Annotated in this window: 19 protein-coding genes, 2 tRNA genes and 2 pseudogenes; 8 read left to right on the top strand and 15 right to left on the bottom strand. The window is 42.2% G+C overall.

Annotated elements, in window-relative coordinates:
- Positions 1-152: 152 nt before the first annotated feature.
- From ACGF5R_RS18025 to ACGF5R_RS18035, 3 genes and pseudogenes are all read left to right on the top strand, one after another.
- Positions 153-563, top strand: a pseudogene (locus ACGF5R_RS18025) (fucose-binding lectin II); the annotation flags it as partial.
- Positions 564-655: 92 nt separating this feature from the next.
- Positions 656-1,678 carry a photopexin PpxB gene (ppxB, locus tag ACGF5R_RS18030; RefSeq protein WP_262981107.1) on the top strand — a complete coding sequence of 341 codons (1,023 nt, stop codon included), beginning with the start codon at positions 656-658 and terminating at the stop codon, positions 1,676-1,678.
- Between the two features lie 542 nt (positions 1,679-2,220).
- A complete protein-coding gene (locus ACGF5R_RS18035; RefSeq protein WP_262981108.1) occupies positions 2,221-2,907 on the top strand; it encodes a hypothetical protein in 687 nt (228 codons plus the stop codon).
- A 350-nt stretch (positions 2,908-3,257) separates the two neighbouring features.
- On the opposite strand, the pseudogene ACGF5R_RS18040 reads toward ACGF5R_RS18035, so the two are convergent.
- The 5 genes and pseudogenes from ACGF5R_RS18040 to ACGF5R_RS18060 form a co-directional block, all read right to left on the bottom strand.
- Positions 3,258-4,175: pseudogene (locus ACGF5R_RS18040) on the bottom strand (patatin family protein); the annotation flags it as partial.
- Positions 4,176-4,355: 180 nt separating this feature from the next.
- Positions 4,356-4,733, bottom strand: coding sequence for a BON domain-containing protein (locus ACGF5R_RS18045; RefSeq protein ID WP_112878844.1), 378 nt, complete (start codon positions 4,731-4,733; stop codon positions 4,356-4,358).
- A gap of 361 nt (positions 4,734-5,094) precedes the next feature.
- On the bottom strand, positions 5,095-6,684 hold the full coding sequence (gene prfC / locus ACGF5R_RS18050) for a peptide chain release factor 3 (protein WP_112878843.1): 1,590 nt from the start codon (positions 6,682-6,684) through the stop codon (positions 5,095-5,097).
- A 157-nt stretch (positions 6,685-6,841) separates the two neighbouring features.
- Positions 6,842-7,288 carry a ribosomal protein S18-alanine N-acetyltransferase gene (gene rimI, locus ACGF5R_RS18055; protein WP_112878842.1) on the bottom strand — a complete coding sequence of 149 codons (447 nt, stop codon included), beginning with the start codon at positions 7,286-7,288 and terminating at the stop codon, positions 6,842-6,844.
- Positions 7,257-7,670, bottom strand: a complete 414-nt coding sequence (locus ACGF5R_RS18060) for a DNA polymerase III subunit psi (protein WP_112896686.1) — start codon at positions 7,668-7,670, stop codon at positions 7,257-7,259. The genes rimI and ACGF5R_RS18060 overlap by 32 nt, the downstream gene beginning before the upstream one ends.
- 129 nt (positions 7,671-7,799) lie before the next feature.
- Between ACGF5R_RS18060 and rsmC the strand changes: the two genes are divergently transcribed.
- The 3 genes from rsmC (at position 7,800) to ACGF5R_RS18075 (ending at position 9,378) form a co-directional block, all read left to right on the top strand.
- A complete protein-coding gene (gene rsmC / locus ACGF5R_RS18065; protein ID WP_387692060.1) occupies positions 7,800-8,816 on the top strand; it encodes a 16S rRNA (guanine(1207)-N(2))-methyltransferase RsmC in 1,017 nt (338 codons plus the stop codon).
- 319 nt (positions 8,817-9,135) lie between these two features.
- Positions 9,136-9,222: transfer RNA gene (locus tag ACGF5R_RS18070), tRNA-Leu, on the top strand.
- Between the two features lie 69 nt (positions 9,223-9,291).
- Positions 9,292-9,378 (top strand) — tRNA-Leu (locus ACGF5R_RS18075).
- A 52-nt stretch (positions 9,379-9,430) separates the two neighbouring features.
- Here ACGF5R_RS18075 and ACGF5R_RS18080 read toward each other — a convergent pair.
- From ACGF5R_RS18080 to ACGF5R_RS18105, 6 genes are all read right to left on the bottom strand, one after another.
- A complete protein-coding gene (locus ACGF5R_RS18080; RefSeq protein ID WP_112878839.1) occupies positions 9,431-9,697 on the bottom strand; it encodes a DUF1435 family protein in 267 nt (88 codons plus the stop codon).
- A gap of 154 nt (positions 9,698-9,851) precedes the next feature.
- Positions 9,852-11,294: an alkaline phosphatase gene (gene phoA, locus ACGF5R_RS18085; protein ID WP_387692062.1), complete on the bottom strand. Its 1,443-nt coding sequence runs from the start codon at positions 11,292-11,294 to the stop codon at positions 9,852-9,854.
- Between the two features lie 104 nt (positions 11,295-11,398).
- Positions 11,399-12,967, bottom strand: a complete 1,569-nt coding sequence (locus ACGF5R_RS18090) for an alpha/beta hydrolase-fold protein (RefSeq protein WP_387692064.1) — start codon at positions 12,965-12,967, stop codon at positions 11,399-11,401.
- Positions 12,968-13,322: 355 nt separating this feature from the next.
- Positions 13,323-14,768, bottom strand: a complete 1,446-nt coding sequence (locus ACGF5R_RS18095) for a 4-hydroxyphenylacetate 3-hydroxylase family protein (protein ID WP_387692066.1) — start codon at positions 14,766-14,768, stop codon at positions 13,323-13,325.
- 564 nt (positions 14,769-15,332) lie between these two features.
- Complete coding sequence (locus tag ACGF5R_RS18100) at positions 15,333-15,953, bottom strand: DUF3156 family protein (RefSeq protein ID WP_387692068.1); 621 nt, start codon at positions 15,951-15,953, stop codon at positions 15,333-15,335.
- Positions 15,928-17,421 (bottom strand): APC family permease, encoded by a 1,494-nt coding sequence (locus tag ACGF5R_RS18105; protein ID WP_387692070.1) that lies wholly within the window; start codon positions 17,419-17,421, stop codon positions 15,928-15,930. Before ACGF5R_RS18105 ends, ACGF5R_RS18100 begins: the two co-directional genes overlap by 26 nt.
- 448 nt (positions 17,422-17,869) lie before the next feature.
- Between ACGF5R_RS18105 and ACGF5R_RS18110 the strand changes: the two genes are divergently transcribed.
- Both ACGF5R_RS18110 and ACGF5R_RS18115 read left to right on the top strand, forming a co-directional pair.
- Positions 17,870-18,529: a response regulator transcription factor gene (locus ACGF5R_RS18110; protein WP_112878823.1), complete on the top strand. Its 660-nt coding sequence runs from the start codon at positions 17,870-17,872 to the stop codon at positions 18,527-18,529.
- 127 nt (positions 18,530-18,656) lie between these two features.
- Positions 18,657-19,754 (top strand): Fic family protein, encoded by a 1,098-nt coding sequence (locus tag ACGF5R_RS18115; protein WP_387692072.1) that lies wholly within the window; start codon positions 18,657-18,659, stop codon positions 19,752-19,754.
- Positions 19,755-19,891: 137 nt separating this feature from the next.
- Here the strand turns inward: ACGF5R_RS18115 and ACGF5R_RS18120 are convergent, their stop codons facing one another.
- From ACGF5R_RS18120 to ACGF5R_RS18135, 4 genes are all read right to left on the bottom strand, one after another.
- Positions 19,892-21,385: an aldehyde dehydrogenase family protein gene (locus ACGF5R_RS18120; protein ID WP_387692074.1), complete on the bottom strand. Its 1,494-nt coding sequence runs from the start codon at positions 21,383-21,385 to the stop codon at positions 19,892-19,894.
- Between the two features lie 28 nt (positions 21,386-21,413).
- On the bottom strand, positions 21,414-21,779 hold the full coding sequence (locus ACGF5R_RS18125) for a cupin domain-containing protein (protein WP_112879294.1): 366 nt from the start codon (positions 21,777-21,779) through the stop codon (positions 21,414-21,416).
- Between the two features lie 64 nt (positions 21,780-21,843).
- Positions 21,844-23,148, bottom strand: coding sequence for an FAD-binding oxidoreductase (locus ACGF5R_RS18130; protein ID WP_112879295.1), 1,305 nt, complete (start codon positions 23,146-23,148; stop codon positions 21,844-21,846).
- Positions 23,149-23,256: 108 nt separating this feature from the next.
- Complete coding sequence (locus ACGF5R_RS18135; RefSeq protein ID WP_112879296.1) at positions 23,257-24,012, bottom strand: response regulator transcription factor; 756 nt, start codon at positions 24,010-24,012, stop codon at positions 23,257-23,259.
- Positions 24,013-24,248: the final 236 nt, after the last annotated feature.

Here is a 24,248-nt window from a genome sequence, read left to right on the forward strand (position 1 = left end):
TTCGGTCAGTTGTGTATAGGCCATAGTGCATTTTCCTTTGGCGAGAAAGATGCCTACTATAGCAACTGACCGCCCTTCTGAAAAATTGCACTTATTAGTCGAATCTGCCATACATTATTAAATATAAAATTATCAATCATCACCTTATATCGTCAGTTGATCCAAATGTATTAGGTAGTGATATCAATATAAAATGCCGTGGAGCATGTGGGATTAATAACACCGGTAAACACTGTTTCCAATTACCCCAAAGTATTCGATTTGGCCTGACCGCCTATGTAAATAGTGATGTTCATCAACAAACAATCAATGTCTATATCGACGACCGATTGGTCGATACCTTAACCGGTAAGGGAATAAGTCACATAACAGATGTTAAGACCTACACATCAGGTACCGGCAAAATCTGTATCGAGATTATAGGAGGGGGTAAACCCTGCAAACTCCGTTATGCCTATAACACGCTCGAAACAAAACCAGGATCAGCCATTATCGGCGCTAACAATGGTTCCAATGACAATTATGATGATAGTGTGGTAGTGTTGAATTGGCCATTATCATGAGAAAAAATATATCGCTGTGATATCTGAAAATAGAAAATCGAGTAAACACATTAAAATGACATTCAAATTAACCATTATTAAGGATGTAAAAAATGAATTCAAAGACCTATCTATTTCTTAACTCAGAAAACATTAGATATAACGACTCAGACGATAAAGCAGACACTGACTATCCCCAATCTATCAGCAACGATTGGCCTGGTCTCCCTATCGAGTTTCAAAAAGATATTGACGATGTGATTAATTTAAATGGCTCATTATATTTTTTTAAAGGCTCTCAATACCTTAAATTCGATATAGCCAAAGCTTTGGTGATTGATGGGCCAAAACCCATCATTGACGAATGGCCGGGATTGAAAGGCACTGGATTTGAAAATGGTATAGATGCAGCCACAGAATGGGTGGATACAAAACAAGATGTTGTCTGTTTCTTTAAAGGCAAAGATTGCATCGATTACACCGTCAGTTCACACACAATCAATAAAAAAACTATTTCAGACCGATGGGGCACTACCGGGAAATATGCAGGATTTAGTGAAGACCTCGATGCTGTTATTTTATGGAAGAATACCGCCGGTTCTATTATTTACTTTTTCAAAGATAGTTATTACATCCAATACAATACAAAATCTCAGGTTATCGATAGTGGACCCTCCTTTATTCAAGCTTACTGGAACGGAGTCACCTTCAAAAAAATTCAAGCCGCCGTATCGGTTGATATCGATTCGTTAGGTAGTGAGTATAGAAGCTGTGGCGGAATATGTGGCAGTAATAACAAAGGTAAACACTGTTTCCAGTTACCTCACAATATAAAGCTTAGCCTGTCAGCCTATGGTAATACGGCTCATCAGCAGACAATAAAAGTGTATATTGACGATCAATTAGTCGATACATTAATCAACCAAAGTGTCAGTAGTGTGTTGGGCTTTAAAAGTTACTCATCAAGCACAGGAAAAGTCTGCATTGAAATTATAGGCGACGGCAAACCCTGCAAACTCCGTTACGCCTATAACACCCTTGACGAAAAGCCGGGAACAGCCATTATCGGCGCCAGCAATGGGGGCAATAATAATTACGATGACAGCATAGTCGTGTTAATTTGGTCACAAGCGTGAATCAAAAGCCAAAATATACCACTCTGGCAACACCTGTAGAGATAACATCTATCAGTAAATTAAAGCGGTAATATGCCGCTTTTTTCTGTATGCCACGGCAGATATATCGTAAAGGCGATACAGGCCTTATTGATATGGCACAAAGCTAAAAACAGATAAAACACGATTTCAATCTGCAAGTAACATAATAAACAGGCCAAACCAGACCATTATCAAAATAATCCCTATCCGATAAAAATTAATTTTTTGATCTTTTCTTTTCCTATCTCCCATTGCTATGAATATTCAACAGTGCAGGAATTCAACCCTATTTTAGGTCCACAAGGGATCAGATAAAAGGCGAGATAACCTGTTCATGACAATAACCTAACCCTGAAATAACGCCAGAAGTTATGCACTAATAGCATATAGCATAATCGGAGGGAAAGTCATTTCAGGGTAAATACCCGTTGTTTGAAAGGCAATATACCCTATGGATTTCAAGATGCATCGCGACGGCAAGGGAGTGAATCCCCGGGAGCATAGATAACTATGTGACCGGGGTGAGCGAGTGCAGCCAACAAAGAGGCAACTTGAAAGATGACGGGTATAACATATTTTCCGAGGAAATGATGGATAATGTACTTAAATATGGCGATACCGTGACAATATTAAACAGCTACAAGAACTGGAGCGGTGGGTATCTCAGTGTATTTGGCAACGGTAATAAACCCGGAACAAAATATGGCGTGGTCACTGTAGATGCTTCTTTAGCTATTTATGGCGGCGCCTGGAGAATTGAATCAGCAACAGGAAAATCTGTCGGAAGTGAAATAATCAATAATGATATTATTTTACTTCACAACCTGTATTACTGTGATGGCGGTTATTTACGATATTATGATGTGGTGGATCAAAATGAACAATTAACCGAAATACATCAAGTCTATACCTCAGATATCCGCAAAAGAGCGACATTAGAATGGGCTATTTATTGTGAAACCACATCACCAAATGAAAATATCAGAGAAGGCGATAGTATCTCCCTCTATAATCGATGGGGAAATAAAGGTTTTCTTGATACCCATAATCATGCCGGCGATACAGGCTCGTTATATCAAGTCTTCATGTCCAATAATACTGCCCGTAAAAGCCATACCGGTTTGTGGAAAATGGCAAAGGTGAATGATCCTTGCCCTCCCCCTGATGTGTTGACCAATATCATGCCATTGTGGCGTAAGATGCGGTAATAACAATTCACTTTATCGCTCAAGACAAATGCTCGCCCAATGCGGCATAAGTATCTACATAATTTTCATCAAAAATAGTATCGATATTCAGTATGCCTTCAACTTTTCTATCGCCGGGCTCGATGCCCGGCTGAGGGATGAAGAATACGATTCTATCGCGCTGCAACAGGCGGGAATACCGCGTTCGATAACTTCTTTAATCCGAAGTTGCGGGCGAAATGTCCAACGTTGTTACCCCATCGAGGCCAGCGTAAGACTTGTCATGCACGAGCTACTGCCTTTGAAGTGGGAAGCCTCTCCCGATAGGATGAGGAGCAGTCACCAAGATTAAACTTATTACCAACAAATAAGTGACCCACTGTCGCCAGGAAATAGCGACCACAACGACGCCCAAGGTGATAATCCCGACTAAGTGCTGGCAAACGGCTGCCTAATGCACTGGCAGTTAATGGTGCAGGCGGATAAATTTCAAAAATCTGCACATCATCAGGGGGATTTTCAATAAATTTCTGAGTGCGGTGGTAGCTTTTCGCATGTTGTTGTAGCATCCGTACCATCTTTTGCAGACCGCTATCTCCCAACCAACGTTCCATTCGTTGCATCCAATCAGGCGTGTAATAGAGCTGTGAAGGGACCGTACGAATCACCACGATGGTATCTGCACCACGCCGATACGCCTCCTCTACTGGAATAGCATCACTGATACCACCATCATAATAAACAACATCATTGATAGTCACACCATTGCGATAAAACCCAGGAATGGCGCTTGATGCCTTAATCACTTCCAGCCAGTTATTCTCATCAGGCTGGAAATAGGTAGGTTCAAAATTATCTGAACGACATGCGCACATATAAAACTCACATCCAGCCTCAAATTTGCGTAAAGCTGTCGGGATATCCAATGGCAGTTCCTGCGAAGCGGTCTGCACAAACCAATCTAAATCAACTAAATGACCGCCACGTACAAAACGCAAAGGGTTAAAGAAGGCTGGATTAGTTGTATATCGACTGATAGCTCGCCGGGCATATCCACGCTGTCCACAGATATAAGCTGAAAGGTTCTGAGCACCTGCCGAAGTGCCAAGCAGTAGATCAAATGGGTTGAATTCAACACGCATAAATTCATCCAGCACACCCGCAGTAAAAATGCCGCGTTGCCCCCCACCTTCACAAACAAGTGCAACCTTTCCAGATTTAATAGACGACTTATATTTATAGGATAATAGATCAATATTTCCCAACGTTATCGGTATACGTTTCCCCACACAGCCCCCAAGAAAATAAATGACGGATAGAGAGCATAACTTGGAAAGTTATTATCCGTCATTATATTATGGTGCTACGTAGTCAATATTCTGATAAAAGTACCCCTGGTGAGGGCGCATATCCGGTTAGTACAACGTAAAATTATCTGAATGGAAAAAAACCACTCATAACAAAATATATTATTTTTTTATGGTCAGACCGTTTTGGATCGACTTGACCCCTTTCACTTTAGAGATAATCTCTATAATTTCTCTGGATTGTTCCTCGCTTTTCACAAAACCAGAAATATAAACGACTCTCCTCTCTGTTTTTACCGAGATATCACTACTGTTGATCCCTTTTGCTGCCAACAACTCACTTTTAATCTTCGCTGTGGTAGCACTATCACCCATATAACCATCGATGTTTTTCATTGAATCATCGATTTTCTGACCAGCACTGTCGAGTGCTTGTGTCGCTTTATTTTTAAAAGACTCCTCCGCCAGTACACTATTGCTAACTACAGCAGTACCCAAGGCAACAGCCACCAACAAGTGAGCCAATTTAACATTCTTCATCCTATACCTTCCTTAATTGCCGGTTAGATTTCTGAATCTATAAAGCCATTCAAACCGTTTTTACACAAGGTGCTTTTACACAAGTGTTTTTACACAATGTACTGTACCTAAGTAGAATCGTAATCTAAGCAGAATCACAATCTACATTAGAATTAAAAACAGGTTATCACTCCCAATAGCTGAGAGGCTAAATCGGGAAATAAGCACATCAATACAGCAAAGACCAAGGAAATAGTAACAGGAAAATAAAGCAAAGCGCTATAAAATAAGATGGATCTTACCCGACTAAATTATAAATTATTCTTGTGTTACATATATTTTTGTAAAGAAAAAGGCTAACTTGTTGTTAGCCTTAAAAATATTAATGTTCCCGTGTTTTACGGAATTTGATGTCAGGATAACGTTCACTGGTCAAATTTAGGTTAACCATCGTTGGGGCAATATAGGTCAGATTATCACCACCATCGAGCGCTAGATTTTGCTCACTCTTACGCTTAAACTCTTCCAGCTTCTTAGCATCATGACACTCAACCCAACGCGCTGTTGAGACGTTCACCGGCTCATATAAAGCTTCAACGTTGTATTCACTTTTTAAACGGGCAACAACCACATCAAACTGGAGAATACCAACGGCTCCCACAATCAAATCGTTATTTGCCAGTGGACGAAATACCTGTACAGCACCTTCCTCAGATAATTGAACCAACCCTTTCAGGAGCTGTTTCTGTTTCAGAGGATCACGCAAGCGAATACGACGGAATAATTCCGGAGCAAAGTTAGGAATACCGGTAAATTTCAGATCTTCCCCCTGAGTAAAGGTATCACCAATCTGAATTGTCCCGTGGTTATGCAAACCGATAATATCTCCCGGATAGGCATGATCCACATGAGAGCGATCACCCGCCATAAATGTCAGCGCATCAGCAATCACCACATCTTTCTTAATTCTTACCTGATGCAGCTTCATGCCTTTTTCATATTTACCTGACACAACACGCAAGAAAGCCACACGGTCACGGTGTTTAGGGTCCATATTGGCCTGAATCTTAAAGATAAACCCGGTAAATTTATCTTCCTGAGCGGAGACTTCGCGAACATCTGTCTGACGCGGCATCGGCGCAGGCGCCCATTTAACCAAACCATCCAACATGTGATTAACGCCGAAGTTACCCAGTGCAGTACCGAAAAATACAGGTGTTAGTTCACCTTGCAAAAATGCCTGATGATCAAACTCATGAGAAGCCCCCTGCACCAGTTCCAGCTCCTGACGCAACTGTTCAACCAGATCTTCACCAATCGCGGCATCCAATTCAGGATTATTCAGCCCCTTAATTGCGCGGACTTCCTGAATAGTGTGCCCCTTTCCGGTCTGATACAGGTAAGTTTCATCAAGATAGAGGTGATAAACCCCTTTAAAAGACTTACCGCACCCAATCGGCCAGGTGATCGGGCAACAAGCGATATTCAACTCATTTTCCACTTCATCCATCAGTTCCATCGGATCACGGATATCGCGGTCAAGCTTGTTCATGAATGTTAGAATCGGGGTATCGCGCAGACGGGTCACTTCCATCAATTTACGTGTCCGCTCCTCAACCCCTTTAGCGGCATCAATGACCATCAAGCAACAGTCAACCGCCGTCAATGTACGATAAGTATCTTCGGAGAAATCTTCATGCCCTGGTGTATCCAACAGATTAACCAGGCAATCTTGATAAGGAAACTGCATCACAGAAGTGGTAATGGAAATACCACGCTGTTTCTCCATTTCCATCCAGTCAGATTTCGCGTGCTGGTTTGAACCACGACCTTTCACCGTACCGGCTTTCTGAATCGCCTGCCCAAACAGCAATACTTTTTCAGTAATCGTCGTTTTCCCTGCATCAGGGTGAGAAATGATAGCAAAAGTTCGCCGTTTAGCGACTTCCTGCTGAAAAGGGGAATTTGACATCAATAACAATCTTCTGCTTTATATACGGGCTTGTACTCAACATCAGACGCGTCCCCGCAAGGAGAACCGTTGCCAAACCCGTAGGTGAATGAAAAATTGGCGCTCATTTTCGCTGAAATTGGTGTTATAAACAATCAATCAATTTTATAGCACTTATTTAGCAAAACAGCGGCAACGCCATGATGATGGCATCTTCTTTACCTGTCGCAGTAGGATAGTAATGCCGACGAACAGAGACTTGGTTAAACCCTGATTGTTCATACAACCTAATAGCAGAATGATTCGATTGTCTGACTTCAAGCCATAAGGTATGCACGCCTTTACCCGGCAAAATTGATATTAAATACGCTAATAATGCCTTACCATAACCTTTACCTTGGTAGTCAGGATGAATAGCAATATTAAATAGGGTTGCTTCATCTAATATCAATTGGGTTATTGCAAAACCAATAAATTGTTCATTAATCACTATCTTATAATTCAAATACCGCTCCCCCTGATTACCGAAAAATGTTTTTTCACTCCACGGGAACACATGACTGGCTTTCTCAACCAGAAAAGCGGACGGGAGATCAGCGGGAGTTAATAGAGAAATGTTGTTCATGTTGAAAAATCTGTTGCCAGAGAGCACGTTTTGCCTGTCCATCACAATATAAATCATTTAATGCCGGGCTTCTCAAAGAAATTCCCGGCCATGATAGTGTAATATCCACACCTAACAACCAATATGGGCACTTAACCTGTTCCGGTAACATCGCAACATTATTTGTTGTAATGCAGTAAACAGAGGATTTATCCAACCCCATAGCGGTGAAAATATCCATTAATAATGAATTAGTTAAATCAATGTGGTCATTGGTAATAATCAGCAGACGGGTGGTATCAGGTAAGTGAACAGCTAATTCACCTTGCAAAACCGCTGGGTTACGTAAGGTCCATTGGGTAATCCCCAATTGAGCTAATAACCTGTCGCGCCGGGTTACCATATCTATTTACCTGCTGTAAAAAATAATCGGTAACATGTTATCAGAGGCCACGATCTGCGCCAATATTGGGTTGAGATTTATCACTATCTGATACTTGAGCACAGAACCATTGAAGGAGCTTATAGACAAATGTCTGCGTTAACCCCCGCCAGTGAAGTTATTTTACGTCACCGTGAGCAATTTAGCTCTCATCACCTGCTCTTCGCCGGTGATATTCAGGATACACTGGCAACCCAAATTGATGCGGCCAGTGTACGAGTGCACACTAACCAATATCATCACTGGCAATCACTGATCCGCACTCTGGATGATCATGCCTGGTTTGGCTTAGTAGCCGAGAAAGCATTTACCCAAGGTTGTGACACCCTGATCTACTACTGGCCTAAAAGTAAGCAGGAAGCTCGCTTTCAATTACGCAGCCTGTTCTCTGTTTTGCCAAAAGGCATCAATATTTTCATTGTCGGTGAAAACCGTAGCGGAGTACGTAGTGTAGACAAACTGATGGACGGCATGGCAACGTTTCGAAAAATCGATAGCGCCCGTCGTTGCAGCCTGTTCTACGGCCAGTTAGAACATGAAGTGCAGTTCGAACAAGATAACTGGTGGAACAGTTATCAGGTGGAAAACGTCATAGTGAATACGTTACCGGGGGTATTTAGCCAGGATGAACTAGATGTTGGTAGCCGTTTATTGCTTTCTACCTTTGACAAACCTCTCTCCGGCAATTTACTGGATATCGCATGCGGTGCGGGTGTTCTGGCAGCGGTACTGGGTAAGAAAAACCCTGAGTTAGCACTGACTCTCAGTGATGTTAATGCAGCAGCGATTGCCTCCAGTAAAGCAACCTTAAAAGCCAATAAACTGGAAGGTCATGTTGTTGTCAGTAACGTTTATTCCAATCTTGAAGATAAATTTGACTGGATTATCTCTAATCCTCCTTTCCATGAAGGATTAAAAACCAGTTTACTGGCAACCGATGATCTGATCCGCCAAGCGCCCAAGCACCTCAAACCTGGCGGAAAATTGCGGATTGTTGCCAATGCATTCCTACCTTATCCCGATTTACTGGATAAAACTTTTGGTACTCATGAAGTCATTGCTCAGACGGGGAAATTCAAGGTTTATCAGGCAACAAAAAAATTCTAATTGACTCAGCCTGTCCTTGATTCAAGGGCAGGCCATTTTTGATAACAAAATAATAGGATAACAAAATAATAGAATGATGATGATTTTTACGTCAATCATGCAACGCTCTACCCTATGGATTTCAAGATGCATCGCAACGGCAAGGGAAGTGAATCCCCGGGAGCATAGGTAACTATGTGACCGGGGTGAGCGAGTGCAGCCAACAAAGAGGCAACTTGAAAAATAACGGGTATATAATAAATAATGATTGACGTCTTCTACAAAATCTCTAGAATTCGCCTCCGTGCTATCAATCAACAGATTGATAGCGTCTGAATTTGCGAGGGTGGCGGAATTGGTAGACGCGCTAGCTTCAGGTGTTAGTGTTCTTACGGACGTGGGGGTTCAAGTCCCCCCCTTCGCACCAAATCAGACAGCCGCTGATTGAATTCGGCCAATATTAAATTAGGCAATAAAAAGTAAAATGACAGTACCTGCGAGGGTGGCGGAATTGGTAGACGCGCTAGCTTCAGGTGTTAGTGTCCTTACGGACGTGAGGGTTCAAGTCCCTCCTTTCGCACCAATCTGTCTATTCTCCTTATCGAACTTCTCTCCATTTATTCTGCTATAAAACGTCAAAAACAGCCAAACCGATGTAGCCCAGCCAATAAGGCACATAACACAGCAAACCCAGATGGTATTAATAGAAAATGGCGTGACTTCTGGTTTAGCAGCATAAATAGCGTCAGCAACATCGCGAATACTACCCCAATTCTGAATTGCTCAATTCCAGGATTGACGAGGACGAATAGCATGCCTGCTAAGCTAGATAAACCTATTCCCCACAAACTGGTGATACCCTGCCAGAAAAGCGATCTCTCTCTGTCTTTAATCCTGATCATAAGTTGCACCCAGTCAAATGATAATGATTACCAATATCATATACAAAAAAGTGTGAAGTACAAGTCAGTTGCAATTGCTAAGGCAAATTAAGGCCAGAGAATATCCGGCCTTAATTCTTTATTCCTCAACTATTCAAAACACCACCTGACTGAATTATTTTAACCTCATCGCATCACGTATCGTGAAGAATAGATCTGTCTGGTCAGTCAGACCTACAACATTGGCTGCCTGAGGGCCATAAGCAGCCACTCGTAGCTGAGTACCTGTATGCTCCTGTTCTTTGCCCTCAGAAGTACCATAGTTAACCGCCATCACCCCACCATCTTTCGTGATTAATGCCTGAGTCAGCCCCGGAGATTTTATATGAGCTTCAATAATCTGGCTGGAGTGAGCATGATCAGCGGTGACGATGACTAATGTATCACCGTGTTTACGCGCATATTTCAAGCCAACTTGTACCGCCTCATCCAATGCGACAGTTTCACCAATCTGCCCACAAGGATTAGCTTTGTGATCCTGCTTATCAATTGAAGCGCTCTCCACTTGTAAGAAGAAACCATTTTTATTCTCTTTTAACAGATCAATGGCTTTCTCCGTCATCTGTGCCAACGTCGGCGCATCAGGATTCCGTTTCGAATTGACTTTACAAATCACCGGAGGATTATCAATATTACCGTGATAAACTGCTTTAGGTCCTTCCCAGGCAATGTCCATATTGTCTTCATGGAACAGACCCAATAGCGGTTTTTTCTGATTCGCTCTAGTAACGGATGCCAGTGATTTAGCATCCCTGACCAACTGATAACCCTGTTCCTGTGCCTGCTGTTCCAGAGTTTTATCCTTACCAGCTCCGGCAACCGATTTCTGGGAGAAAATTTTGGCGCCTCCACCTAATGTGATATCAGCACGAGCCACCAATAATTGCTCGGTGATCGAACCACGCCCGCCATTTTCTAGCGCATCCGTTGGACATCCTTTTACCGTCTCTTGCGGGCCATAACACTTACGGTCAGTGATATGCGCATACTGTGCCGCTGGCGTGGCATCCTGCACTCTAGCCGTCGTTACGTTGCCTGTCGCTTTACCATTCGCTTTTGCCAGCTCAAGCAGAGTTTGGTGATCTTTACCAAATACATCAACACCCAACGCGCCATTATAGGTTTTTACACCAGAAGCCCAAGCGGTGGCAGAAGCCGCTGAGTCAGTCGCATAGTTGGGTTTACGACTCTTTTTATCCAGAGAATAGTGAGTGTATTGACCAGTAAATGGCAAAGCATCAATTCCTTTGAAAAACCCACCCGCGCCTTCCGCATAGTTACGAGCAATAGTAATCTCAGAATCCCCCATACCATCACCAATAAACAAAATAACGTTCTTAGCTTTATGGTTATTTATCGCTGCTTTTAATGCCTCAGTCTGGTTTTGAGTCATACGGCGAGCCCCACCAAATTCCGTAATATTACCTTTCACCGCCCGACCTTCCGCCATAATTTGATTAGCATTTTGATCATCAGTCGCCAATACCGGTAAGCTGACACCTGAAATTAAGGCTGAGACCATGACTACAACCAAACTTTTCGTATACTTGTTCGACATTAAGGTTTCCTTATTAAAACGCAATCGGAATAAAAATCATCGTTATCTGATAAAGGGATACTAAATAAACTATGTGACAATTATGTGAAGAAAATAGAATTAACTCACCATTTCGCCACCAATGATCGGGTTCCATGGTACAAGGTTTCACACCACGAAATATAATTGTGGCCACTAGAAACCTCACTGGATTCAACTGGATAACCTTTCTGTAATAATGTCTCTTTCATGCGGCGATTATTATATAAAATGCCCTCCAATTCCCCCACATGGGTTTCGAACAATCCCGCCTGTAAATAGAAACGCAGTGGTTTTTTCTCCGCTTTGGCAAATTCACGGATCAACCATTCAGGCTTTTCTCCCTGAGGAGCCCACCAATATGAACCAGACATACTGAGAACATTGCCAAACAACTCAGGATGATTAAATGCCACCCATGAAGATGCCAATCCACCATAACTGGAACCTGAAATAATGGTACGTTCTGTCGGCGCTTTAATACCCTGAGCCGCCAGCCACGGCATCAACTCACTCGCCATGAATTCAGCAAAATTAGGATTAGGTGGTAATTCCTGACCTCGACGTACACTATCCAAGCTATCAATAAACACCACATACATAGGCGGGATCTTGCCCTGTTCAATCAGGGAATCGAAAAATCTATCAATATAATACTGTTTGCGGTAAATCCGCCCATCAAATAGCACCAACATAGCAGGCTGTTTCATCGGAGTAACCGGTTGATAAATCGCAATTTCCCGACTATTACCTAAAATCCTGCTCTCAAGCTGATGAAGTTTAGTCGCTCCCTGAAAAGGTAATTGCTTGAATTGTGCGATATCACACAGAGTCGGCCTTAATGCCAGCAATGAATCATGATTAAACACATCTTCGGATACAGCCGGTACGACATTTTTATTCAATGGATCGGCCTGTGCAGTAATCAAAATCGACCTACGCTGTTCGTCAGCCGAGCCTTCAATCCGCGGCAAATCCGGGGCCAATTTATATTGCATCAAGGTGTCTGACGGAACGATATAGCTACGAAACCAAACATCAGTACCTGCTAAATGTGACATCGGATCATGATCACCACTCGGTGCACCCAGAATAAAGACATTCGCTTTTGCGCCGCGCCACAGGAAAGTGACGCGCTTATTTTTATCATCATAATCTTCAATCAACGGCGCACCCTTGCGAGTTATTTCCCGCCAGAAGGCATCGGGGCCTTTTCCTTGTGCAATTTCAGTTTGAAGTTGTTTCAGACGCAGGCTTTCTGGCTGCTGCCTATAATCATTATCCTTGGGAGTATAAGATGGAAATGACAATGTAAGCTGCCACGGTTCTCCTGCGTTGCCCCTAGCTGCCAACCGGTATTTTCCCGCCAGAGGAACAGTAAAGCCAATTGACTGACGAGCATCCACCGGGTTATCAGTGAAAAGCGTACGAATATGTTGTTGATTACCCTTCTGCGCGACTAACTTCCGCATACCCAATGCCGATCCACGTACATAATGTTCAGGCTGAATATTAAACTCAATACACGCTCCCCCTTGAGAATTAAAATTCCCGGTTATTATTTGCTGATCTTCCTGAAAGTTTATTTTGTGGCACTGAGAGGCAAAGACATTAAAGGAAGCCATAAGAGCACATATCATTATGTTTACTTTCATTTTATTCTCTTTTTTGACTGTTGATTGTTGGTATTCGATTTTTTGACGCGGCAAATCATGCACTAAATTTTTATTTAAGCATAAGAACAATTACTATTATTAATAGAATAATTTGTGTATTAACTTTCAAAAACAAGATATAAATATGTCAAAATATTTCAGCAAAATAACTCTCTAACAAGATGAAATAATTTATAGATGGACACATAAAAAATTTAATATTTCAATATGCTATCAATCAAGTCACCTCATCTTTTAAACGATTAAATAACAAAAAACGGGATATAATCTATCCCGCTTCTTCACATTCGATAAAAATAAAACTGATTAACTGAATTCGAATTAAATACAGAATTCAACTCACATCAATAGAGTCTAAAATCCCTCTGCTCATACTTTTAGCAAAATCCCAATCATATTTTTCATAAACACGAGACAAAGCAATAAAAGGCGCACCTGAATAGAACATTTCATATTGAGTATGACGTGATGCAAACTCAGAACCAATAGCATCCCACACTAATTTCAGTAATTTTACTCGTTCAATGGGTGCCAACAAAGTTGAATATTGCGTTTTTTCTATCAAGTCACGAATTTCTGGATTTGCTAAGTCAATATAGCTTGACGGTAACATAATCACACCACCCCCTGAGAGTTTTCTGATGTTTTCTATCACCTTTGGATAAGTTGATTGTAATAAGACCTGGCAAGCATATAGTTGTGAGCGATTAGGAATATAATACTCATTATGTCGATCAGGATTATTAATCAAACCACGAAAGAGCCCTTCAATATTAGTGGCACAGCAAGCAAGCTCAGCTAATGACTCACGAACAGCAGGAATCTCATTGACGCCAGTGGCTTCGGTAAGTTGATGGGCCAAACCCGTTAAGAAATGTAGCTTAACGGCATACCGAGCCATACCTTGAACATCCATTAAAACGTCAGCGCCAGTTGCCAGAAATTGCTGGCGACACATCTCCGTATTTTTATAAATAAACACTCTTTCCCACGGAACGAAAACATCGTCGAAATAAACGACAGCATCATTTTCGTCAAATTGATGCGATAAAGGGGAATCAAATTTATTGCTGCCTATTTCATAGGACTTTCTGGAAAGAATTTTTATTCCTTTTGTATTCAATGGTAAGGCAAAAGACACAGCATATTTATCATCAACCCCTTCTTTGAGTGGATTAAACACGCCAACCACAACTTCTTCTGCAAGGATGGCGGCTGTCCCTAACATCTTTGCCCCGCGAACAATTATCCCTTGCGGTTTTTCCTCCAATACACCAAGAGTATGAAATTCATTTTTTATATGCTCACTGGGCGTTTTGGAACGATCACCTTGTGGATTGACTAAGGTGAAAGACAAATAAATATCTTTATCGCGGGCATAGGAATAGTAATTTTTTAACGCTTCAGCTCTATCCTTAGAATATTCCTCGAATATTTCCAAGTGAGTCATCATTCCGGTAAGCGCAGCGGAAACATGATCTGGGCTTCTACCTAACCAACCACAACTCTGCATTGCCCAGGCATACGCAGCCTCACCTCTGGCAATTAATTTCTCTCGGGTAGTAGGAAGCTCCCAATATAAACCAACGCGCTTACCGTCAGACGTTTCGAACGTCATCTGATCAGCGTGTGCTGCCTGGTAATCGTAAAGTGAAGCTACGGTTCTAATTACATTCCGAAAAGCAGGGTGATCCACGTGATTAGTGATCTTTTCTCCATTCAGAAAAATAGTTCTTCCATCACGCAAGCTTTCAATATATTCCTCACCTGTTCTAGACATTAACAATTTCCTCCGAAATATATCCGCTATCTTTCAAGTTGCCCTTTGTTAGCTGCACTCGCTCACTCCAATCACATAGTTCGCTATGCTCCCGGGGATTCGCTCCCTTGCCGTCGCGAAGCATCTTGAAATCCATAGGATATAGAATTGATTTTAAGCAAATCGATCTCCAAAGGCTTGATAATTCCTTGCCCTATTGTCAAGCATTGCCATTTAAATTTTCCTATCTATTATTTTACATATTCAGTATAGATTGAATAATAATGATTCGATAAAAGATTTCAGCAAATTTACCTGAGTATCTGTGATCTCTATCCTAAAATCAAAGTCAATAATTCTGGCGATATGGGTCCAGCTGGATTTAGCAATATGATCGATTACCAGATCAATCTCGCTAATTATTTAAGATCGCAACTAACGAAAAATGATTGGCAGATATTGATCAGCTTGTCGATACTTTAAATATGGCGAGAAATTCTGTGCCAATGTAAATATCTATTGCGCTCACATCACCACCGGCTCTTGAATAAAGAGCGGTGGTTTTTATTTAAAAATAAACAAAAGTTATCCGTATCTTATTGTTTTTTCATCTACCTTCCTCATGAGTTGACTAAACATCAGCAACGTACTGAGCAACAAATGGCGCTGCTCAGAAGTCAAACGTAAATAACGACGACTGGCCGGCAATCGGCTAACAATCTCAGAAGCGGCAAAATGTTCCACCTCAAATTGCCATTGCCCTTGATGAATATTCAATATCAGATCCCGGAAATCCAGTTCTGCCAATGTTTCACCAATCAATGGATACTGATTAAGTAAATCAATAATCTGTTGCCCAAACTCTGCACCATGACAACAGTAATAAGTCACAGTTTTTCGCCGAAATATCCCCTTTACCTTGGCTTTAATAACGATTTTTTCCTTGAGTGACGTGATTCCCTGCAAACGAAAACAACAACTGACAATATAAGCCAGAAACAGCGTCTTCGGCTTTTCACAAACTTCAATCTGCAATCCATCAGGTAATGTCACTTGCAAACTTTCTGCTGATAAACGCTCACAACAATAAGGCGATAAATTCTGTTTCAACCGGCTTAGCGTTATACCTGCCTGATAGCCAGTAGGATAGCGGGGTTTATTTAACCGCCGCCAAATACCATCAATTAAGGGAACGAAGTGGCTCAAGTTGTACCTCCGGCAATTCACCCTTAGTGAAAGTATGTGAAAGTACCTGTTCAACGGGTACGGGTTTAAACGGATTCACCCGTTGCACACAGAGCGTCCAAAACAGGGCATAGCTGGCGGTCAAGCCCAACATGATGGCGAATGGAATATACACATCACCGGGATTCATTCCCGGAGGTGTAATGTGAATGATCGCCAAAATAATTCCTACACTAGAGACAATTTGAGGTAATGGGAAAAAAGGGGATTTATAAGCACGATGTAAATCAGGTCTGCGAATACGCAGTAATATCACGGAACATGTCACCAGCAAATAAGCGACACACCAGGCACATACCGCTGCTAATACCAAAGGCATAATCCGGTTCAAGTCACCCTGAATAATAAAGGTATGTAAACAGGGGAGCATTACCGCAACCAAAATCCCAAATATTGGCGTTTTAAAACGTGGATGTAAATAAGCAAAAATACGCGGTAATGCGCCATCCAATGCCATACCATAGAGAATACGTGGTACCGCCGCCATCAGGGTATTAATTGTTGCCGCTCCCGCCAGTAATAACCCGATACCAATCCAATATTTACCAAAATCCCCCATCACCTGGCCGGCAAAAGCAGGAATGGCCATTGGTGTTTCCAGTAAGCGAACGTTATTTTCTACATCCACCAGCACATTTTCTACCTGATGGCTGATTGACGCTCCATATAGACCCATACAGAACGCCACCCCACACAGGCCCGTCACCATTGCTCGCGGCAAAACTTTGGCAGAATTTTTAATTTCCGGCGCCATTGGCGTCACTAGTTCACAGCCGACAAACATAAACATTGCCATTCCTACTAAACTCAGCACCGCCAAGGGATCGCCGAGATTAAGCCCTTCACCAAACCAACTCTCCAGCGGCACAGCAAATGGCATTAATAATCCGCAAATACTGAAAATAACCAAAGTACTCCACATGCAGAATGTCAGCACAATTTCGACTTTACCGAACACTTCAATACCCAACGCATTAAGTAATCCGAACGTAATAACAAGCCCAACACCAACCATCCATGAAGCGTTATGACTTTCCACCATCGTATTAAGGCTGTCAAAATTCACCAATGCCATAATACCGGAGAGGATCGTTTCTGCTGTACCCGCAAAAATATGAACAATCAAATAAGCCGAAAGTGCGCCGGTAATTGCCCAGAACCGTCCCATGCCACAAGAGATATAATCATAGACAGAGCCGGAGGTAGGCAAAATAGCTGCCGCCTCAGCAAACGTCGTCACTTGGGCCTGCATCATGATAAAACTGATCAGCATTGCCAGTACGAAAGTGTCACCGCCAATCCCAAAGCCACTGGTCACGGTCAGAATAACCGGGCTTGCCATGATCACCCCGACAGAACTTGCCAGTGTGGTAGGAAACCCCACCACTCCCTTTTCAATATGCGAAGTCAGTCGTGTTGACATCTTCATTTATCTTCCCTTTTACTTCCGGTCATAGAAATAACGCTCACAGCGATTTATTTGTGAATTTTTTGTAAACTTTATTGAGGATAAATACACTATAGAAAGTGAAACGGAATACCGGCTATCGTCCTAAAGAACGATACCTAAAGGGGGATTCATAGCCGAAAAGGTGTGACGAAAAATACCAGAAAAAATCAAAAATCAAAAATAATCACTTAAATATCAATCAATAAAAAATAGATTACTTAATCAATGCATTAAGAAATTATTTCAGATATATACCAAAACCTCTATTCTTAACAGGTGATCATCACGGTGAGAAATTTCAATTATTGCAATCTATATCACGTTATTAATATGTTTATTTTGTGTTGACTCTGGATTTTAATTAGCATTTGATTAATCGTCAGAATTGATTTATCCAGTTAGACATTATTCTAAAGGGAGAACTTTCTTGTCTACTGTACTACCGAATAGCCGTGAAAATGCTCTAATCCACAGCTGCTTAAACACCATTGCGCATCTGATTCCTATCTCAGCCGCAGCATTCTATTTGGTGAATAATGAATTACGCCCTGAGAATTACATTCTATATGGTATTTCCGACGAAACTCACCAGAATTATCTGACTCATTTTCAGCACTTAGATCCATTAAAACCGGCTAATTATCAACAAAATGATATCAATATGGTTGGCATGGATCAGAAAACACTAACTAAACATAACAAATATTATCATGAATTTATGCAGCCAAATAATATACAGGACATCGCCGAAATATTTATCCGTCAACACAACCGAATTATTGCCGGCGTCTCTTTATTACGAGATACCCCATTTACACCAAAAGACTTTAACCGCCTCAGTGCTATTCTGCCATTAATTGAATTAGCTGTCAGAGACTTGCTTCCTGAAACCCCCACTATTTTGACAGCTAAAGAGCAAGAAATTATTAATTTAATAAGAGAAGGATCAAGTAACAAACGTATTGCACAGATACTTAATATTTCCCTATCTACCGTCAAAACCCACCTGCGCAATATCTTTGCCAAAACAAAAGTGACTAATCGCACTGAATTGGTTTCCAACGGGTTTATTACTCGACATTTGTGATTGGTAAAAACTCACCCAATGTCGGCCAAGATACAAGGCGAGAAGCCCAGAATGAGTCAAATAACATTACTATTCGCCTCATTTTGTGAGTAGAATAGAAGCCTTATTTGACTCACGGGTGAAGCAAATGTGGATATGGGAACAACCGAACTGGCCGGAATTCCATTGGAATGTCAATACTATTGCACCATTACTGCGAGATGTGCATTTCAATCAGGGACTGTTATTAGGCAAATCTGATTATGAAGACACCAAGCAGGCAACACTTGATAGCCTTCTATCTAGCATACTCTATTCAAGTGAAATTGAAGGAGAAAGACTGAATGCAGCTTCGATACGTTCATCATTGGCAAACAGATTAGGTATTACGGAAGAAAAACCTTATCCAATCGTAGAAAAGAGTGACGGCATTACAAAGGTTGCTCTTGATGTGATAGAAAATAACCACTCCGATTTAACCCTTGAACGCATACTCAAGTGGCATCAGTTGATATTCCCCGAAAGCTATACCCTGTTCAATCCGATACAAGGAGGCAAATTACGCGAAGGGATGATAGAAGTGGTATCCGGTCGTTTGGATAAGCCAACCGTTCACCTTGAGGCACCACCACCAGAAAAAATGGTCGATGAAGTACCCCAATTTATAACGTGGTTCAATCAATCCAGAACAGATACTAGTCTCGATCCCATCATCAGAGCAGCAATTGTCCATTTATGGTTTGTAACAATCCATCCTTTAGACGACGGAAACGGGCGCATTACCCGGTTTTTAACAGACCTTGCACTTGCTCAAGCCGAAAACCGTTCAATTCGTTTCTATGCAATGTCGGTAAGTATTTGTCATCATCGTAAAGCGTATTACGAAATCCTTGAAAGTACTCAACGTGGCGGTTTGGATATTACTGATTGGTTGGTTTGGTTTTTGAAAATACTGAATGAGACCTTAACAAATAAATTGAAAGAAATTAATCAGGTTGTGCAAAAAGCTAAATTTTGGCGCCGGATAGACCAGACTCAACTTACAGCAGAGCAAACGAAGGTGCTAAACCGTATGCTGGATGGCAATTTTGAGCAAGGCATTAGTAGCAGCCAATATCAAAAGGTAGCGAAGGTCAGTCGCGCCACTGCAACCAGACACCTGACACATTTGGTTGAGCTAGGTTGTTTAGAAAGTACTGGTGCTGGTGGTCGTAGCACTCGTTACCTTATTAATCACGAGTATTGAATTATAGTGGTGAGTAGTACACAATCAACCTGCTGCCCTGAGAAGCCCTCTCCTGGATAAAATGCCAGTGATGACCTTAGGTTTGACAATGGCCCCTTTAATCAAGGGGCCTTGCTTATTTTGATCCGAATATCAAATCAGTAACGAACCATCACAGATTTCAATTCAGTATAGTGCTCAATAAAAGCGCTACCGAATTCACGACCGATACCTGAGGATTTGGTACCACCGAATGGTAATGCCGGATCGAGGAATGTATGCATATTGACCCAAACGGTCCCCGCTTCGATACGCGGGATCATACGCATGGCTTTGCTGAGATCATTGGTCCACAAACTCGCCGCTAAACCAAATGGCGTGCTGTTCATCAATCCAATCAGCTCTTCCTCATCGTTATAGCTGAGGAAAGTCCCGATAGGACCAAATGTCTCTTCCTTCATCAATGAATCTTCAGGGCTGTTAGCACGAATCACTGTTGGCGCCACAAAGAAACCCGGCACGGCCAGAGCATGACCTCCGTAAACAATCTCACTGCCTTCTTGACGAGCTTGCTCAAACAGGGACAGGATCTTGTTATAGTGCGCTTTGTTTGCCAACGGCCCCATTTCTGTCGATTCATCCAGAGGCGAGCCAATTTTCATTGCCGCGAGTCTTTCAGACAACAGTTTCAACACGTCATCCATATGGCTTGCAGGAATATAGAAACGTTCCGCCGCCGCACAAATCTGCCCTTGATTGAGATAACCGGCTTCCAGAATACCATCGACAATTTTTTCAACGGACATATCCGCTAAAAACGCCGCGCCGTTCTTGCCACCCAATTCCAGCGTGGCACGAGTCAATCCCTGTTCCATTGCTGATTTACCAACAGCAATACCCGTTGGCACTGAACCGGTGAAAGTCACCTTGGCACACAATGGATGACCTATCAGCGCAGGACCAAGCACCGAACCTGAACCATTAATCACATTAATGACACCATCAGGAATACCCACTTCCTTGGCTAATTCAGCCACTCTGAGCATGGTCAACGGTGTGTATTCACTGGGTTTCAATACAATGGTACAGCCGCAAGTCAGTGCAGCCGCTATTTTCCAGATAGCAACCATGATGGAGAAATTCCACGGAATTATCCCCACCACAACACCTATCGGCTCGCGACGGGTAAACGCCGTGTATTGTTCACCCTTAAAAGAGGGCAAAGAGACATTCAGGGTTTCTCCGCTGATCTTACTTGACCATCCGGCAAAATAACGCAGGAACTGAGCGGAGGAATCAATTTCCAGCATGCGGGACAACTGGATAGTTTTACCGGAGCAGAGGGTTTCTAACTGCGCCAACTCTTCCCGATGTGCCAGCAATAGATCTGCCAGACGATTCAGGCAATGGCCGCGCTCCATCGGTGAAGTTTGGGCCCATACCCCATGAAATGCCGCATGTGCCGCTTGCATAGCGGCATTTACTTCCACTTCACCGCCTTGATTAACCGTTGCAATAACTTCATCAATCGCGGGATTTACCACAGAAAGCGTTTCACTCCCCTGACCAATGACCGGCTGACCATTAATATAATGTCCATGATTATGCTGCAAAAAGGCCGTAACTGACTGTAATAAGTTAATATCACTCATTATTTACCTCTATCAAATAAGTGTTTTTTTAACCTTTACAAGCCAGATAATGCTTCACAAAACGGTCAACGGTGATTTCCCACAACACTTCGGTTCCTTTCGGCGCAAACCAGGAATCTCCAGGATGATATTCAATGGTTTCACCGCTCTTCACATCGGTCAATTTTACTGAACCTTCTGTAACGGTTGCATGCTCATCAAACGGATACACCATACTGAACTTGCCACGAGTACAGGCGAAAATCCCACAACTCAGGTCATCCGTTGGTTCACCAAATATCATTGCCATACTGGCCTGCGGATCGCCTTCCAACACAGTCGATCCCAGATTGCTTACGCTACCAATGTCCAATAATTCAGGCAGGGGTTTGTTCAGTAAAAGTGATTTAATCATAATGTTCTCGTTCCAAATAAAATAATTTATAAATTGCCCAATGAATATTATTGATATCAATAAGTTAACGGCGACCTTTCCAAAATCCCGACGTTTGATGCCAAATCTTGCCCGCTGACACCATCAGATGTCGCAATTTATCTTTGCCAATAATATTTACGTGAGGAATTGAACTCATCAGATCATAACGCTCAGATCCTTCGCTCATCCCTTCGGCCAATACCTTACAAACGATATGGCTTGGCGTGACTCCGAAACCGGAATAGCCCTGCACATAGAACACATTATTGTGCTGCGGCAGAGAACCAATCTGTGGGAACAAGTTCGCACTGCAACACAACGGTCCTCCCCATGCCAGTTCAACCTTCACATCTTTCAGATAAGGGAAAACTTTCAACATCAAGTGGCGGTTCCAGGCTTTCAAATCAGATGGGATATGTTCAATGAAGGGGGTTGCGCTACCGAACAAGAGACGGTTTTCTTTCGTCACACGGAAGTAATCAATAACCGGACGAATATCACTGTATGCACCGCGAATCGGGCTGATTTTCTCAATCAAGTCATCCGGCAACACTTCCGTCATTAATTGGAAGGCATAAGTGTTGACCACCTTTTTATAAATATATGGCTCAAGACCACTATTAAGAAAGGCGTTACAGGCCCACAACATTTTATTAGCACGAACCGATCCCATCGCGGTACGAACCGTTACTCTGGGACCATATTCAATATTCAGTACCTGGCTGTTCTCAAAGAGTTTTACGCCAAGGTCTGTCGCCGCTTTTGCCTCACCTAGCAACAGGTTTAGAGAATGGACATGCCCACCCCCCATATGCTTCAACGCACAAGTATAAACATCAGAACCAATCACCTTTTTCACATCAGAGCCGGTGTAAAGCTCAATCTCTTCATCAGGAGAAACCGCCTTAAAATCTTGCAACCAGCTACGTAACGTCTTTTCCTGCCTCTTATTCATGCCAAGATAGCCATAACCCCGGCAGAGATCAGCATCAATATTATATTTAGCGATACGATCACGAATGATGCCGGCACCCAGATTACTGATCTGAAAGATCGTTTCCAACCCTCGCTCACCAATATAGCGTTTGATCACCTCCAGATCATGACCGATACCCGCCATAACCTGACCACCATTACGACCTGTACTGCCATAGCCAAGATGACGGCTTTCCAAGATCGCAATATTAGTGATACCTTTTTCCGCCAGTTCAAGCGCAGTATTGATACCGGAAAATCCACCGCCGATAATCACGACGTCTACATCCAGATCTTCTTGTAATGCCGGAAAACGAAGATCATATTTCTTGGTCGCAGCGTAATAAGTTAATGAATCAAGATGATTGTTCATGTGATAGCCCGATTAGCATCCAACATAATCACCGGATTATCTGTAGCGCAGAGTCACATCACCATGTCCCTTTAGGGATATTTGCAACACAGTTTTAACATTTGTGACTCAGGCAAAATAACGAGTAGGTGGCACCATAAACAGGCTAAAAAGCTCTGCTTGTGATCTGATTTGTAATTTTTGATAAATATTTTTCCGATGGTTTTTCACCGTCCCCGTACTGATAAAAAGTTTCTCAGCAATCTGTGGTGAGCCTTTACCTTGCAATATCAACTCCACAATCTCACATTCTCTCGGAGTCAAGGCATAACGAGTCTGAGTATCCAGATAAACCATTTCAGCAGAAGGGGCTTGCTGCGTCATATCATCATGTAATCGCGCTACACTGCGGATAATTTCCAGTGTAGTTTTCAAGTTTTTCCGATGCTGTTTCTGGATGAAAAATGGCTGATTTTCCTTACCAAAAAACAGGCCAAGTTGCCTTTGGGGAGAGAGCTTCAGTAAAACCCCCGTTTCATCCTGCCAACCAGTTTTACGATAAAAATTCAGATAATAATCAGTATGATAAAACCCTGAAGGGACTAGTTCCCGTAAAGTAAATAGATCAGTGTCAGCCCCATCTATCAAGGCTTGATAGAACGGATCTTGCAGATAAGCGCCCTGTTGATAAATCTGATTTATTGCATCACTGTTTTTCTTCTCGGTTTTACTCAAACAACGCGGAGAAGAACCTTGTTCAAAGGCATAAACAATGGCGTTATCAAAAGTAATAAATTGTTCCAGCCAAGTCAGTAAATTAGGATAAAATTCACTGGTTGCCACCGATTCAATCACTGTTGATAATCTATCTACATGAATATCCATTCAAGCCCTCGCAATTATTCATAAATTAATAATAAATCCGAAGCAGATATTGCTCGCCAATTCCATAGCGAAACTATATAAAAATCACACTTAAACTGGCTCCACAACTCAATTATCGTTTATGTGTTAATCAAATCACAATTATGAAACATTTTACTAATTATTTATGAGAGCACCCACCCAGATCTAAGATTTTGTCACGGAATAGACGTTTTAACTGGATTATGCTCATTTTT

Origin of the sequence: Photorhabdus sp. RM71S (assembly GCF_042879355.1) — a bacterium.
Taxonomy (GTDB): Bacteria; Pseudomonadota; Gammaproteobacteria; order Enterobacterales; family Enterobacteriaceae; genus Photorhabdus; species Photorhabdus kayaii.

Bases quoted from the DNA above. Each gene is read 5' to 3' on its own strand.
- rsmC (WP_387692060.1), top strand. From the start codon at position 7,800: ATGTCTGCGTTAACCCCCGCCAGTGAAGTTATTTTACGTCACCGTGAG.
- ACGF5R_RS18045 (WP_112878844.1), bottom strand. From the start codon at position 4,733: ATGAAGAATGTTAAATTGGCTCACTTGTTGGTGGCTGTTGCCTTGGGT.
- ACGF5R_RS18125 (WP_112879294.1), bottom strand. From the start codon at position 21,779: ATGATTAAATCACTTTTACTGAACAAACCCCTGCCTGAATTATTGGAC.
- ACGF5R_RS18105 (WP_387692070.1), bottom strand. From the start codon at position 17,421: ATGAAGATGTCAACACGACTGACTTCGCATATTGAAAAGGGAGTGGTG.
- phoA (WP_387692062.1), bottom strand. From the start codon at position 11,294: ATGTCGAACAAGTATACGAAAAGTTTGGTTGTAGTCATGGTCTCAGCC.
- ACGF5R_RS18090 (WP_387692064.1), bottom strand. From the start codon at position 12,967: ATGAAAGTAAACATAATGATATGTGCTCTTATGGCTTCCTTTAATGTC.
- ACGF5R_RS18060 (WP_112896686.1), bottom strand. From the start codon at position 7,670: ATGGTAACCCGGCGCGACAGGTTATTAGCTCAATTGGGGATTACCCAA.
- rimI (WP_112878842.1), bottom strand. From the start codon at position 7,288: ATGAACAACATTTCTCTATTAACTCCCGCTGATCTCCCGTCCGCTTTT.
- ACGF5R_RS18115 (WP_387692072.1), top strand. From the start codon at position 18,657: ATGTGGATATGGGAACAACCGAACTGGCCGGAATTCCATTGGAATGTC.
- ACGF5R_RS18120 (WP_387692074.1), bottom strand. From the start codon at position 21,385: ATGAGTGATATTAACTTATTACAGTCAGTTACGGCCTTTTTGCAGCAT.
- ppxB (WP_262981107.1), top strand. From the start codon at position 656: ATGAATTCAAAGACCTATCTATTTCTTAACTCAGAAAACATTAGATAT.
- ACGF5R_RS18080 (WP_112878839.1), bottom strand. From the start codon at position 9,697: ATGATCAGGATTAAAGACAGAGAGAGATCGCTTTTCTGGCAGGGTATC.
- ACGF5R_RS18130 (WP_112879295.1), bottom strand. From the start codon at position 23,148: ATGAACAATCATCTTGATTCATTAACTTATTACGCTGCGACCAAGAAA.
- ACGF5R_RS18095 (WP_387692066.1), bottom strand. From the start codon at position 14,768: ATGTCTAGAACAGGTGAGGAATATATTGAAAGCTTGCGTGATGGAAGA.
- ACGF5R_RS18135 (WP_112879296.1), bottom strand. From the start codon at position 24,012: ATGGATATTCATGTAGATAGATTATCAACAGTGATTGAATCGGTGGCA.
- prfC (WP_112878843.1), bottom strand. From the start codon at position 6,684: ATGTCAAATTCCCCTTTTCAGCAGGAAGTCGCTAAACGGCGAACTTTT.